Genomic DNA, 13444 nt, shown 5'->3' on the forward strand with positions numbered 1-13444 from the left:
ATCAGCGAACCATGAGTGGACTATTTGACCTGACAGGCCGGACCGCACTGGTCACCGGCTCCAGCCGAGGGATCGGCAATGCGCTGGCCCGTGCCCTGGCCGACGCCGGCGCCACGGTGGTGCTCAACGGCATCAACACCGAACGGCTCAAGGACGCCGAGGCGGCGATGGCCGCGGATTACCCGCCGGGGCGGGTGCACAGTTGCGCGTTCGACGTCACCAGCGACGCCGAGGCCGCCCGGGGCGTCGCCTGGGTGGAAGAGAACGTCGGGCCGCTGGAGATCCTGGTGAACAACGCCGGCATCCAGCACCGCGTCCCCATGCTCGACCTCGACGTCGCCGACTGGGAGCGGGTGATCTCCACGGACCTGACCAGCGCCTTCCTCGTGGGGCGTGCGGCGGCCCGGCACATGATCCCGCGCGGCCGGGGTAAGATCATCAACATCTGTTCGGTCCAGACCGACCTCGCCCGGCCCACCATCGCCCCGTACGTTGCGGCCAAGGGCGGGCTGCGGAACCTGACCCGGGCCATGACTGCGGAATGGGCCGGATCGGGGCTGCAGATCAACGGGATCGCGCCGGGCTACATCCACACCGAAATGACCCAGAACCTGGTGGACGACGAGGCCTTCAACGCCTGGATCCTGGGCCGGACCCCGGCGCACCGGTGGGGGACCGTGCAGGACCTGGCCGGACCCGCGGTGTGGCTGGCGTCCAGCGGCTCGGACTTCGTGAACGGCCAGACCATCTTTATCGACGGCGGAATGACGGTGGTGGTCTGATGCGCGGCGCAGCAGAACTCCCGGCCACGGCCGCCGCCGTGGTGGCCCACGCGGCAGGCGATCTCCGGATCCAGGACATTCCCGTGTCCGAGCCGGCACCCGATGAAGCCGTCGTCGAAGTGGCCTTCGGCGGTATCTGCGGCTCCGACCTGCACTACTGGCTGCACGGCGCCGCGGGGGAGTCCGTCCTGAAGACACCGCTGGTGCTCGGGCACGAGATTTCCGGGACCGTGGTCCGCGCCGCGGCGGACGGATCAGGCCCCGCCGCCGGCACCGCCGTCGCGGTGCATCCGGCCACCCCCGGTCCGGGTGCGGCGCGCTATCCGGCGGACCGGCCGAATCTCTCCCCGGGCTGCACGTACCTCGGCAGCGCCGCACGCTTTCCGCACACCGACGGCGCGTTCAGCCGGTATGTGAACCTGCCGGTGCGGATGCTCCGGGCGCTGCCGGAGAGCATTGGCCTGCGCACGGCGGCGCTGATCGAGCCTGCCAGCGTCGCCTGGCACGCCGTCTCCCGCGCCGGTGATGTGGCCGGAAAGACGGCACTCGTGATTGGCAGCGGACCCATCGGGGCCCTGGCGGTCGCCGTCCTCAAACGCGCCGGCGCAGGCCGGATCGTCGCCGTCGACATGCACGCCAAACCGCTGGAAATCGCCGCGGCCGTGGGAGCGGATGCGGTCCTCAAGGGCGACGACGCCGGCGCGATCGCCGCCGTCGAGGCCGACGTCGTCATCGAGTCCTCGGGCAGCCACCACGGCCTCGCCTCGGCCATCCAGGGCGCAACCCGCGGCGGCCGCGTCGTGATGGTCGGCCTGCTGCCTACCGGCCCCCAGCCGGTCCTGATCTCGCTGGCCATCACGCGCGAGCTGGAGCTGGTGGGCTCGTTCCGCTTCAACGACGAAATCGATCAGGTCATCGGCGCACTCGCCGACGGATCGCTGGCGGTGGACCCGGTGGTCACGCACACGTTCACGCTGGACCGCGGAATGGAAGCGTTCGAGGTGGCCAGGAACTCCTCAGCTTCAGGCAAGGTCCTGCTGGACTTCCGGCCGTCCCCGGCGTGAGGGGCGCCGCGATGGTTTCCACAGCGGACGCCGTGCCGGCGATCCTAGGTGCGTTGGGGCTCCTGGGATCGCCGCCTCAGTGGCGCTCAACGGGTACAAACACCCGCGGCTGGTTCTTCCAGCTCGGCTCCATCTCCGCGATCGTCTCCCGCATGATCCGGTCCGAGGCCTCGCGCGCCGCGGCGGTGTCCCCGGCCGCGATGGCCTCGGCGACGTCCACATGCCACTGCAACGCAGTCTCCCGCGGGTGGTCCGGCATCAGGCCGTGGACGGTGCGGCCGGTCAGGGTTTCGGTCACCTGGCCCACCATGTTGGCGAACATCTCGTTGCCGGAGCCGGTCAGTAACAGCGAATGGAACAGGATGTCTAGCTCCAGGAACCGGGGCACGTCCCCGGCCTGCCCGGCGTCGCGCATCGCGTGGGAGATCTCTACGAGTTCCTGGCGGAGTTCCTGGGGGGCGTTGGCTGCTGCGAGCTCGGCAGCCACGGGCTCGACGGCGGTACGGAGCTCGGCCAGGGAGCGCAGCTGCGCGCCGCGGCCCTCGCCGGCCAGGCGCCAGCGGATCACGAGCGGATCGAACGGGTTCCACCGGCTGGAGGGCAGGACCCGGATGCCGACGCGCTTGATGGTCTCCACCAAGCCCAGGGACTGGAGGACCCGGACCGCCTCGCGGACCACCGAGCGGGAAACCTTGAGTTCCTCCTCAAGGTGCTCGGCAAGCATGACGTGCCCGGGCGGAAGCTCGCCCGCTACAATCCGGGTCCCGAGGTGCTCAATGGCACGATGGTGGAGGCTGGTTGACATAGTCGTAAGCATAATGCCGCGGGCCTCATCCAGGCCGGGCGGCGGGGCGGGTGCCGGGGATCATAGACTGTTTGTGACGCGCAGTGTTCCGCTACGTGGGCGCTGCTTTCCCGCAACCCGCGGAAATACATATGGTTTATAGACAGCCACTGAACCTCAAGCGCGGGTTCCGCCCCATGCGGCACGACCTGCCCGAGTCCTACATGAACGTCGTACCGGAATCGCCGTACGGACGTGGTGTACAGAAATGAATTGGAGTTTTGATGTCAGCACACATCGGTGTCACCGGCCTCGCGGTGATGGGGGCCAACCTCGCACGCAACCTGGCCCGGAACGGCTTCACCGTTGCCCTGCACAACCGGTCCGTGGAAAAGACGGACGCGCTGCTCGCCAAGCACGGTGACGAGGGCGACTTCGTCCGCACCGAAACGCTGCAGGAACTGGTGGACTCCCTGGAGAAGCCGCGCCGCGTCCTGATCATGGTCAAGGCCGGCAAGCCGGTGGACTCCGTGATCGAACAGCTCGAACCGCTGCTGGAACCCGGCGACATCATCATCGACGCCGGCAACTCGCACTACGAGGACACCCGCCGCCGCGAAGCCGCCCTGGCCAAGAAAGACCTGCACTTCGTCGGCATCGGCGTCTCCGGCGGTGAAGAGGGCGCCCTGAACGGCCCCTCGATCATGCCGGGCGGTTCCAAGGAGTCCTACGACGCCCTCGGCCCGCTGCTGGAAAAGATCGCCGCGCACGTCGACGGCCAGCCCTGCTGCGCCTGGATCGGCACCGACGGCGCCGGCCACTTCGTCAAGATGGTCCACAACGGAATCGAATACGCCGACATGCAGGTCATCGGCGAGGCCTTCGACCTGCTGCGCTCGGGCGCCGGAATCGAACCGGCCGACCAGGCCAAGATCTTCGAAGAGTGGAACAAGGGCGACCTCGCCTCCTTCCTGATCGAAATCTCCGCCGAGGTCCTCGGCCACGTCGACGCCAAGACCGGCAAGCCGTTCGTCGACGTCGTGGTGGATGCCGCCGGCCAGAAGGGCACCGGCCGCTGGACCGTCATCTCCGCGCTCGAGCTCGGTTCCCCGACCTCGGGCATCGCCGAGTCCGTGTTCGCCCGGGCCCTGTCATCCCAGGCCGAACAGCGCAAGCTGGCCCAGGAACTGCTGGCCGGCGGCGAGGCCGCCGTCGAGGTCCCCGAGAGCTTTGTCGAGGACGTCCGCCAGGCGCTCTACGCCTCCAAGCTGGTCTCCTACGCGCAGGGGCTGGACATGCTCACGTCCGCCGCCAAGGAATACGGCTGGGACCTGAAGCTGGACGAAATCGCCTCGCTGTGGCGCGGCGGCTGCATCATCCGTGCCGAACTGCTCAAGGAGATCACGAAGGCCTACGCCGCGGCGGAGAAGCCGGCCAACCTGCTCTTCGCCCCGGCCTTCACCAAGGCGATCGCCGACGTCCTCCCGGCCTGGCGCCGCGTGGTGTCCACCGCGGTCCAGCTCGGCATCCCGGTGCCGGTGTTCTCCTCCTCGCTGGCCTACTACGACGGCCTGCGCCGCAAGCGCCTGCCGGCCGCCGTCATCCAGGGCCAGCGCGACCTCTTCGGCGCGCACACCTACGGCCGCGTCGATGCAGAAGGCACGTTCCACACCCTCTGGGGCGAGGACAAGTCCGAGATCGAGGCAGTCGACACCCACTAGCGCGACTCCGGACGGCCGGCGCCTTTCCAGATACTCTGGGAGGCGCCGGCCGTCCGTGTTTCCGGCGACACCTGCCAAGGAGTTCAGCCCATGTCCCAGCCCGTAGCGTTCGTCACCGGTGCATCCACCGGGATCGGCTTTGAAACCGCGAGGAAGCTCGCCGCGGCCGGCTTCACGGTCTATGCCGGGGCCCGCAGGGTGGAGAAAATGGAGCCGCTGAAGGCCTCCGGCGTCAACGTGGTGGCCCTGGACGTGACGGACGAGGACTCGATGAGCGCCGCCGTCGGGGAAGTGCTGGCCGCGCACGGGCGCATCGATGTCCTCGTCAACAACGCCGGCTACGGGACGTACGGCTCGCTCGAGGAGGTGGAGCTCGCTGAGGGGCGGCGGCAGTTCGATGTGAACGTCTTCGGCCTGGCGCGCATGACGCAGCTCGTGATCCCGGCCATGCGGGCAGCGCGTGCGGGCAGGATCATCAACATCTCCTCCATCGGGGGAAAGATGTACGAACCGCTCGGCGCCTGGTACCACGCGACGAAGTTTGCCGTGGAGGGCCTGAGTGATTCGCTGCGGCTCGAGCTCAAGCCGCACGGCATTGACGTGGCGATCATCGAGCCCGCCGGGACGCAGTCGGAATGGGGCGCCATTGCGGCGCAGGGCCTGTTGGCCAGTTCCGGGAGCGGCCCCTATGCGGCCCAGGCCAGGGTCGTGGCGGCCGCACTGGGCACTACGGACAACCCCGCCAGCTCGACCCGGCCGGAGCTCGTCGCGGAGGCAATCCTGCACGCGGCCACCGCCCGCCGGCCCAAGACGCGTTATCCCGTGGGCGCCAGCGCCCGGGGGATCCTGCTGCTGCGCCACCTGCTGCCGGACCGTGCGTTCGACGCCGTCCTCTGGAACATCTACAAGCGGTTCCCCGGGTAAGGGTGCCTAGATGCGGTATTCGATCAGGTACTCGGCCGGGTCGACGGCGGGTTTGGTCTCGCGCTGGGCGTCGCGGTGGCGCCACGTGGCTGGCACGCCGGTGACGATGGATTCGGCCGGGGCGTCTTTGACCACCACGGCGTTGGCTCCGATGGCGCTGTCGCGGCCGATCGTGATGGGCCCCAGGACCTTGGCGCCGGCGCCGATCACGACCCGGTCCTCGATGGTGGGGTGGCGCTTGATCTTCGCGAGCGAGCGGCCGCCGAGCGTCACGCCGTGGTAGATCATGACGTCCTCGCCGATCTCGGCGGTCTCGCCGATGACCACGCCCATGCCGTGGTCAATGAAGAAGCGCCGGCCGATGGTGGCTCCCGGATGGATCTCGATGCCGGTGAGGAACCTGGCCAGCTGGGAGATGAGCCGGGCCGGGAACCGCAGCGCCGGGTTTTGCCACAGCCGGTGCGTCAGGCGGTGGAACCAGATCGCGTGCAGGCCGGAATAGGCGAAGAAGTTCTCAAAAGAACCCCGAGCCGCCGGGTCGTGGGACCGGGCGGCGTCGAGGTCTTCCTTCAGTCTTGCGAAGAAGCTCACAAAGACCTTTCTGGGGAATCGTGGGGCAGCGGCCGGGCTTAGCCGCGGATGTCGTCGTACAGCACGGTGGAGATGTAACGCTCACCGAAGTCGCAGACGACGGCAACAATGAGTTTACCGGCGTTCTCCGGGCGCTTGGCGAGTTCCAGGGCCGCCCAGACGATGGCGCCGGAGGAGATGCCGCCCAGGATGCCTTCCTTGATGCCGAGATCGCGCGCGACGCGGACGGAATCCTCCAGCGTGGCGTCGATGACCTCGTCGTAGACGTTGGTGTCGAGGATATCGGGGATGAAGTTCGCGCCGAGGCCCTGGATCTTGTGCGGGCCCGGGGCGCCGCCGTTGAGGATGGGGGAGTCCTTGGGCTCGACGGCGATGATCTGGACGTCCGGCTTGCGCTCCTTCAGGACCTGCCCGACGCCGGTGACGGTGCCGCCGGTGCCGACGCCGGCGACGAAGATGTCGACCTTGCCGTCGGTGTCCGCCCAGATTTCCTCGGCCGTGGTGCGGCGGTGGACCTCCGGGTTGGCCTCGTTGGCGAACTGCTGGGCCCAGATGGAGTTCTCCGTGTTGGCCACGATCTCCTGGGCCTTCTCCACGGCCCCGCGCATGCCCTCGGAACCGGGGGTCAGGACAATCTCGGCGCCGTACGCGCGCAGCATGACCCGGCGTTCCGTGGACATGGTTTCCGGCATGGTCAGGATGACCTTGTAGCCGCGGGCCGCGCCCACCATGGCCAGGGCGATTCCGGTGTTGCCGGACGTGCCTTCGACGATCGTACCGCCGGGCTTGAGGGCCCCGGACTTCTCCGCAGCATCGACGATGGCGACGCCGATCCGGTCCTTGACGCTGTTGGCCGGGTTGTAGAACTCCAGCTTGACTGCCACGGTGGCGTCAAGGCCTTCGGTCAGCCGGTTCAGCCGGACCAGCGGAGTTCCGCCCACCAGTTGGGTTACATCGTCATAGATCGGTGCCATGTATGTATGCCTGTCTTTGAAGAGGGATAACTGAGGTCAGCCTAACGAGCGCGTGCAGACCCAAGCTAAGCATTAAGCCATGCAGAGTAATATTTCCTCGCCTTGGCCAGCTTCGGATTGATGATCACCTGGCAGTAGCCCTGCTCGGGGTACTTGGCGAAGTAGTCCTGATGGAAATCCTCGGCCACATGGAACTTCGGCAGCCGGCTGACCTCGGTGACGATCGGATGCCGCCACAGGGCCTGGTTGCGTTCGATGGCCTCCTCGAACAGGATCTTTTCTTCGGTGGTCTCGTAGAACATCGAGGACCGGTACTGCGTACCGACGTCATAGCCCTGCCGGTTCAGCGTGGTGGGGTCGTGGAGGGCGAAGAACATGTCCAGGATGACGTCGGCGGGGATGACGTCCTCGTCGAACGTCACTGCCACCACCTCAGCGTGGCCGGTGGTTCCGGAGCATACGGAGTAGTAGTCGGGGTTGCGGTCATGGCCTCCGGTGTAGCCCGAAACGACCGAGCTGACGCCCTTGGTTTTCTGGTAGACGGCGTCGAGGCACCAAAAGCACCCTCCGCCGAGGACAAAAGTTCTCATGATCTCTTCAATGGTTCGGCGCCCCCGATGATTCCCCAGCCACCTTACGAGAGTGTTACAGGTGACGGGGCCGGGCGCGGATAGGGTAAAAATGGGGGTATGGAACCTGTGAACACCGATGTTTCAGCTGAGTCCGACGGCGTTGCTGTCGCCGTCGACGGCGCTACCGGCACCGGGGAGGCCCCCGGCACGGCGACGCTGGGCGCGATCCAGCTGGCGGTGGAGGAGCTCTGGCCCGAATCGCTGGCCGAGGACTGGGACGAGGTGGGCCTCGTGGCGGGCCACCCGAACGCCGAGGTGCACAGGGTCCTCTTCGCCGTCGACCCCACCACCGAGGTGATCGAGGAAGCCATCGAATTCGGCGCCGAGCTGCTCATCACCCACCATCCGCTGCTGCTCAAAGGCGTCACGAGCGTCGCCGCGAACACCGCGAAGGGCAAAGCCGTCCACCGCCTCATCGAGTCCGGAACCGCGCTGATGACCGTGCACACCAACGGTGACTCCGCCGTCGGGGGCGTCTCCGACGTCCTGGCCGATGCGCTGGGCCTGCAGAACGTGGCCCCGCTGACCCCGGCCGCGAACGGGCTGCCCGAGGAAGGGATCGGCCGGGTCGGCGATCTTGAAGAGGTCCTGACCCTGGGTGACTTCGCGGCCCGCGTGTTCGGCATCCTTCCCTCGGTGGCCGGCGGCGTGCGCGTCTCCGGGGACCGGGACGGGCTGGTCCGGCGGGTTGCTGTCTGCGGCGGCGCCGGCGATTCCCTCTTCGGCGAGGTCCGGGCCAGCAACGCCGATGTCTACCTGACGGCGGATCTGCGCCACCACCCGGCCTCGGAAGCCCGGGAGGCGGCGGTCAACGACCGGCCCTACCTGATCGACGTGTCACACTTTGCCAGCGAGTGGCTGTGGCTGCCTGCAGCCGCCGAAGCGCTGGGCAATGTGCTCGCCGATCAGGGGCACGACGTCGAGATCCGCGTCAGCACCACCAACAGCGACCCCTGGGACTTCATTCTGACTCCGGGCTAAGCCTGGCGTGCGAGGGGTCCCCGGGTGAGCGTAGCGAGGCCGGGGAGCACGCTAGGCGCTAGAGTCTTAGGAGCGCCGGTACGGTGCCCGGCTCCGGCCGGAAGGGAACAAGCGGAGGTAATAGTGGCCAAGGCAGCACCGGCGGAACAGTTGAAGTTGCTCGAATTGCAGGGACTGGACGCCAAGCTCAAATCCCTGTCCAACCGCCGCCGAAGCCTTGAAAGCGACTCCCGGATCACCGACCTGGAATCAGCCCTCGGCATCGCCAACGGCGAACTTGGTGCCGCCAAGGTGGCAGTCCACGATGCTGAACTGGAACTCAAGCGCGCCGAGGCGGACGTAGAGCAGGTGGCCTCGCGGATCGAACGCGATGAGGCCAAACTCAACAGCGGCACTGGCCTGTCCAAGGACCTCGTCGCCCTGCAGCGGGACCTGGTATCCCTCAACAAGCGCCGCTCCGACCTGGAGGACGTCGAGCTCGAAGTCCTCGAACGCCTCGACTCGCTCCGCGCCCGCCAGGCCGCGCAGCAACAGATCGTCGACGACATTCAGGGCTCCTTCGGCTCCATCCGCGCCGAACTCGACGAGCAGCTGGCCGAGATCGACGCCGAAGCCACCGTGGTGCGCGGCAAGCGTGCCGAGTTCGCCGCCGGACTCGACGCGGGAATGCTCGCGATCTACGAGAAGACCCTGGCCAAGCGCGGAGTGGGTGCGGCGCGTCTGTTCCACGGCACCTCCGAAGGCTCCGGCATGCAGCTTAGCCCCGGCGACCTCGCCGAGATCAAAGCCGCCGCCGAGGACGACATCGTCTTTTGCCCGGACTCCGGCTGCATCCTGGTCCGTTCGGCCGAGTGGGCCGGACCCCCCAACTAACTCGCAGCTCAGGCCGTTTTGAGCGCTCAAAACGGCCACAACTGCGATCTAGTTGGGCAGGATGATGTTCAGGGTGTGTGGCTTGCGGGCCGTGCCCTCGACGAGTTCCGCAACCCACTTCTCGGCCGCCGCCTTCTGGAGCTGGGCGGGCGTCCGGGGGGCGTTGCCCCTGCGGGTGAGCAGATGCCGGGCCAGCTCGCCGCGGGTGTGCTTGGCGAAGTGGCTGACCACCTTGCGCACACCGGCGTTCTCGGTGAAGACATTGACAGCGACCGTCTGTTCCGGCGGGGGAGTCCAGGCCGCGGCGTAGGTGCTGGACCGGCAGTCCACCAGCAGCTCACCGGCGGTGGCCGCCGCCAGGGCATCGCCCAGTTGCGGCTTCCAGAACGAGGCGAGCCGTCCGACGTCGGGCAGCGAGGTTCCCATCGACAGCCGGTAGGCCGGCACACGGTCCGCGAAGCGGATGGCACCCCATAGCGCCGAAACCACCAGGACTGATGCGTCGGCCTTCTTCCGCTGCGCCGGGGTCAGGGAGTCATAGCCCAAGGCGTCATAGAGCACCCCGGAATACACCTGGTGAGCCGGGGCGGCCGGTTCTGCGTGCAAGCGCGTGTTGCGTTCGACGTCGGCACTCAGCGATGCGCCGACGCCCAGCAGGGCCAGGGCGTCCTCGTGGGCGCTGACGGTGCCGAGGGCGTCGAGGACCTTGGCCCGGGCGCCGTTGAGGACGGGAAAGCTCAGGGTGTTCCAGTCGGCGGCGTCCCCGCCCGTCGCGGGAGTCTTGCCCTCCGAGGGCGGCAGCAGAATTAGCACCGTACGATCTTACCGGCGGGCACCTGCCCGGGATGTCAGCTCGCCGGACCCGACCGGCGGCCCGCCGGCGCGGAGGGCTCCGAGGGGACGGTTGCCGAGGCGGTGGACGCCGGTATGGCAACTACGCGGCTTTGATCGGCGACTCCGGGGACGCTGCCGGCGGCTCCGCGGGTACCGGTGCCGGCGGCTCCGCGGGTACCGGTGCCGGTGACTCCGGGGGTGCCGCGCCCGGTGCCGCTGCCGGGTTGCCCGCCAGCCACGCTGCCGCACTCCCGGTCCCTGTCCTGGCCGCGAGGTCCTCGCGTGCCAGGAAGGCGCCCAGCTCGGCGATGGTGCTCATCAGGGGAGCCGGGAAGACCACGGTGGAGTTCTTGTCCACCCCGATCTCCACGAGCGACTGCAGATTCCGCAGCTGCAGGGCCACGGGATGGGCCATCATCGTGTCGGACGCCTCGCCGAGGGCCACGGCCGCGATCGACTCACCTTCGGCCGAGATGATCTTGGCCCGCTTCTCCCGCTCTGCCTCGGCCTGACGGGCCATGGCCCGCTTCATGCTGTCCGGGAGCTGGATATCCTTGAGCTCCACGAGGGTCACTTCGACGCCCCATGCCAGGGTCAGGGCGTCCAGGATTTCCCGGATATCGGTGTTGATGCGCTCGGTCTCGGACAGCGTCTGGTCCAGGCTGTGGCGGCCGACCACCTTCCGCAGGGTGGTCTGGGCGATCTGGTTGATGGCCGCCCCGACGTCCTCGATCGCCACGACGGACTTCACGGCGTCGATCACCCGGAAATAGGCCACGGCCGAAATGTCCACACTGACGTTGTCCTGGGTGATGATGCCCTGCGACTGGATCGGCATTGTCACGATCCGCAGGCTCACCAGCTGAAGCCGGTCCACTACCGGGATGATCAACCGCAGGCCGGGCATCCGGACCGCGACCACGCGCCCCAGCCGGAAGAGGACGCCCTGTTCGTACTGGCGCACAATCTTGATCGACATCCTGGCGACAATAAGCACCAGGACGAGCGCGAGCAACCAGCTGAAGATGGCGGTCCAGTTCATCGAAATCGCGTCCTTGGCTAGCAGGAATCCTGGTCCAATTCTCCCACCGTGCGCCCCAAAAGGCTCCGGTGGGGCGGCATCGCCGAGCGAGACCGTAGAATGAACTGCGGATGGGTTGACCAGGCGGCCGCGCGTCACGCAAGTGGCTCGAGGAACGTCCGGGCTCCGCAGAGCAGGGTGGTGGGTAACGCCCACTCGGGGTAACCCGCAGGCCAGTGCCACAGAGAACAGACCGCCTGCGTGCGGCGTGTGCTTGCACAGGCCGCAGGGCAGGTAAGGGTGAAACGGTGGTGTAAGAGACCACCAGCTTCCCGGGTGACCGGGAAGGCTAGGTAAACCCCACCCGGAGCAAGGCCAGACAGGGCACGATTGAGGGCTGCTCGCCCGAGTGTCCGGGTAGGCCGCTGGAGGGCGTCGGCAACGGCGTCCGTAGATGGATGGCCGCTACTCCCGCGCCGGCAACAGCGCGGGAACACAGAACCCGGCGTATCGGTCAACCCATCCACTCACTGGACCGGTTTCCCGCGGGATTTCGGGGAATTTTGCCTAAATGGCGGCCTTTGAGCCCTGCTTGGTTCGGGCCGATTTGATTGAATTTGATGGGGTCCGGCCGGGCTGTTTGCCCCTGATTTGCCCCTAGGCGGGCAGGTATCCGGGGGCCGGTTCCCCACTGGATGGGGCTAACGAGTCCATGGATTCCCTGCGGCTCAGGGCACTATGCCTCATGGAAGAAAACCCTCGTCAGTCGTGATGACTGACGAGGGTTTTCTGTGCGCCGTGGTTAGTAGCGGACGACGTACGTCCTGCTGAACCGATAGCTGACCTTGCCCGCCAACGTGCCCTTGACGCGCACGACGTACTTGTCGCCTTTGCTGTCCACGGCCGGCGGCCCCCAGACCTTAGTGGTTGCATTCCAGCCGCCCGCAAAGATTTCGCCATTCAAGAACCAGCGGTATTCCAGCTTGGTGCCCTTGGGCCAGCCATACGTGTTCGCCCCCAGGATTGTTCCTGGAGTGACGTAGACGGTGGACACGCCGGCTGTGCAAGGCGCGGCGGTTTCGGCACATGAGGCGGGAGTGCCTCCGTTGGCGCTGGCAGGGGCCGCAACGGTGAGCGCTCCGGCTCCCAGGGCAACGGAAAGGGCGGCAGTGGCCGCCGCTTTGCGGAAGATCGATCGTTTCAATGCTGGCACGGCTCCCCGTACCTCCTGTCGGTTCGTTGGCAGATATCTTGTGACTGCTGAACGCTTCCGACATACACCGGCTAAGGCGCCCCCAAGCATGAGTATAACCACACGGGCAACACTGGCATCAAGGGTGCCCGGCCTAGGCGGGCAGGAACCCCGGAAGCCTGTCGCCCCAAGCCGTGGCGGGGGACTGGGCTGAGTCCCTGGCGCCATCCACGGTCAAGGTGACCTACTGGTACTTGGCGGCCATGTTCAAGGCGGCGGTTCTCGATGGCAAGGTGCAGAAGACGCCATGCCTGTCGATCCGGCTGCCGAAGATCGAGCCTGAAGCGCTCGTTCCGCTCCGCACCGACGTTGTGCGGCGCCTCGCAGGGGAGACCTGGAAACCATACCGGCCGATGGTGGTCTTCTGCGCCGCGACCGGCCTGCGCTCATCCGAGTTGCGCGGCCTCACGTGGGACCGGGTCGACTTCGACAGCTCAATGATCAGCATCGACCGGCAACTCATCGGGAACAACTCGAGCGATCCATCTTGGGGCCCGCCCAAGACGAAGGCCGGCCGCCGGCGCATCCACATCGGCGATCACTCAGTGCAAGTCCTGAAGGGTCTGCGGGAGGGGCCGCAAGGCGTCGGAGGCATCGTCTTCCATTCGGCTGGCCGGGCCATCACCAGGCACACGGCGGGGGAGGCCTGGAGGCACATCCGCGACATTGTCCCCGGGGCCGGGACGGGCTGGCATGAGCTGCGGCACCATCACGCCTCGCAGCTGATCGCCGGGGGCATGTCCCCTGTGGCCGTGGCCCACCGGCTGGGGCACAAGGACGCCACCGAAACTCTCAAGACGTATGCCCACCTGTGGCCGGACGATGACACCAAGGCGGCGGCCCTCACGGACGGTCTAGTGAGGCTCGATGCCCCTGATTTGCCCCTGACCGAACCCACATCCCAATGATGGAGCCGATTCAGTCAGAACCCGGCGTATCGGTCAACTCATCCACTCACACCGCCGGGATCCCGCGTTCGGAGCGGTAATCGGCCGTCATGGGCTGCAGGCC

At 67.3% G+C, this 13444-nt stretch carries 14 protein-coding genes and 1 other RNA gene; 8 read left to right on the forward strand and 7 right to left on the reverse strand.

Annotated features, from left to right (window positions below; all coding sequences use genetic code 11):
• Positions 1-11 precede the first annotated feature (11 nt).
• Together ACVWYS_RS06560 and ACVWYS_RS06565 are read left to right on the forward strand one after the other, a co-directional pair.
• On the forward strand, positions 12-782 hold the full coding sequence (locus ACVWYS_RS06560) for an SDR family oxidoreductase (protein WP_456508742.1): 771 nt from the start codon (positions 12-14) through the stop codon (positions 780-782).
• On the forward strand, positions 782-1846 hold the full coding sequence (locus ACVWYS_RS06565; RefSeq protein WP_456508743.1) for an L-idonate 5-dehydrogenase: 1065 nt from the start codon (positions 782-784) through the stop codon (positions 1844-1846). Before ACVWYS_RS06560 ends, ACVWYS_RS06565 begins: the two co-directional genes overlap by 1 nt.
• A 76-nt stretch (positions 1847-1922) precedes the next feature.
• Here the strand turns inward: ACVWYS_RS06565 and ACVWYS_RS06570 are convergent, their stop codons facing one another.
• On the reverse strand, positions 1923-2651 hold the full coding sequence (locus ACVWYS_RS06570; RefSeq protein ID WP_091256819.1) for a FadR/GntR family transcriptional regulator: 729 nt from the start codon (positions 2649-2651) through the stop codon (positions 1923-1925).
• Positions 2652-2914: 263 nt separating this feature from the next.
• Here ACVWYS_RS06570 and gndA point away from each other — a divergent pair, with 263 nt between their 5' ends.
• Together gndA and ACVWYS_RS06580 are read left to right on the forward strand one after the other, a co-directional pair.
• Complete coding sequence (gndA, locus tag ACVWYS_RS06575) at positions 2915-4351, forward strand: NADP-dependent phosphogluconate dehydrogenase (protein ID WP_116768654.1); 1437 nt, start codon at positions 2915-2917, stop codon at positions 4349-4351.
• A gap of 90 nt (positions 4352-4441) precedes the next feature.
• Positions 4442-5275: an oxidoreductase gene (locus ACVWYS_RS06580; protein ID WP_116768653.1), complete on the forward strand. Its 834-nt coding sequence runs from the start codon at positions 4442-4444 to the stop codon at positions 5273-5275.
• A gap of 6 nt (positions 5276-5281) precedes the next feature.
• Here ACVWYS_RS06580 and epsC read toward each other — a convergent pair whose 3' ends face one another.
• The 3 genes from epsC to msrA form a co-directional block, all read right to left on the reverse strand.
• Positions 5282-5866, reverse strand: a complete 585-nt coding sequence (epsC, locus tag ACVWYS_RS06585; protein WP_091253804.1) for a serine O-acetyltransferase EpsC — start codon at positions 5864-5866, stop codon at positions 5282-5284.
• 38 nt (positions 5867-5904) lie between these two features.
• Positions 5905-6840 (reverse strand): cysteine synthase A, encoded by a 936-nt coding sequence (gene cysK / locus ACVWYS_RS06590; RefSeq protein WP_116768652.1) that lies wholly within the window; start codon positions 6838-6840, stop codon positions 5905-5907.
• A 65-nt stretch (positions 6841-6905) separates the two neighbouring features.
• Entirely contained in the window at positions 6906-7430 is a 525-nt protein-coding gene (msrA, locus tag ACVWYS_RS06595; RefSeq protein WP_344366351.1) for a peptide-methionine (S)-S-oxide reductase MsrA, read from the reverse strand.
• A gap of 99 nt (positions 7431-7529) precedes the next feature.
• On the opposite strand from msrA, the gene ACVWYS_RS06600 reads away from it, so the two are divergent.
• Both ACVWYS_RS06600 and ACVWYS_RS06605 read left to right on the forward strand, forming a co-directional pair.
• On the forward strand, positions 7530-8453 hold the full coding sequence (locus ACVWYS_RS06600) for a Nif3-like dinuclear metal center hexameric protein (protein ID WP_116768650.1): 924 nt from the start codon (positions 7530-7532) through the stop codon (positions 8451-8453).
• A gap of 123 nt (positions 8454-8576) precedes the next feature.
• Positions 8577-9326: a zinc ribbon domain-containing protein gene (locus tag ACVWYS_RS06605; protein WP_344366337.1), complete on the forward strand. Its 750-nt coding sequence runs from the start codon at positions 8577-8579 to the stop codon at positions 9324-9326.
• Between the two features lie 48 nt (positions 9327-9374).
• On the opposite strand, the gene ACVWYS_RS06610 is transcribed toward ACVWYS_RS06605, so the two are convergent.
• Positions 9375-10139 (reverse strand): YaaA family protein, encoded by a 765-nt coding sequence (locus ACVWYS_RS06610; RefSeq protein ID WP_456509505.1) that lies wholly within the window; start codon positions 10137-10139, stop codon positions 9375-9377.
• A 121-nt stretch (positions 10140-10260) separates the two neighbouring features.
• A complete protein-coding gene (locus ACVWYS_RS06615) occupies positions 10261-11202 on the reverse strand; it encodes a slipin family protein (protein ID WP_344366332.1) in 942 nt (313 codons plus the stop codon).
• A gap of 111 nt (positions 11203-11313) precedes the next feature.
• Between ACVWYS_RS06615 and rnpB the strand changes: the two genes are divergently transcribed.
• Positions 11314-11707: RNase P RNA component class A (gene rnpB, locus ACVWYS_RS06620), an RNA gene on the forward strand.
• 276 nt (positions 11708-11983) lie between these two features.
• On the opposite strand, the gene ACVWYS_RS06625 is transcribed toward rnpB, so the two are convergent.
• Entirely contained in the window at positions 11984-12394 is a 411-nt protein-coding gene (locus ACVWYS_RS06625; RefSeq protein WP_456509506.1) for a hypothetical protein, read from the reverse strand.
• Between the two features lie 173 nt (positions 12395-12567).
• Between ACVWYS_RS06625 and ACVWYS_RS06630 the strand changes: the two genes are divergently transcribed.
• The gene (locus ACVWYS_RS06630; RefSeq protein WP_456509507.1) at positions 12568-13341 is read left to right on the forward strand and encodes a site-specific integrase; all 774 of its coding nucleotides are present in this window, start codon (positions 12568-12570) and stop codon (positions 13339-13341) included.
• Positions 13342-13444: the final 103 nt, after the last annotated feature.

Source organism: Arthrobacter sp. TE12231, assembly GCF_054062895.1.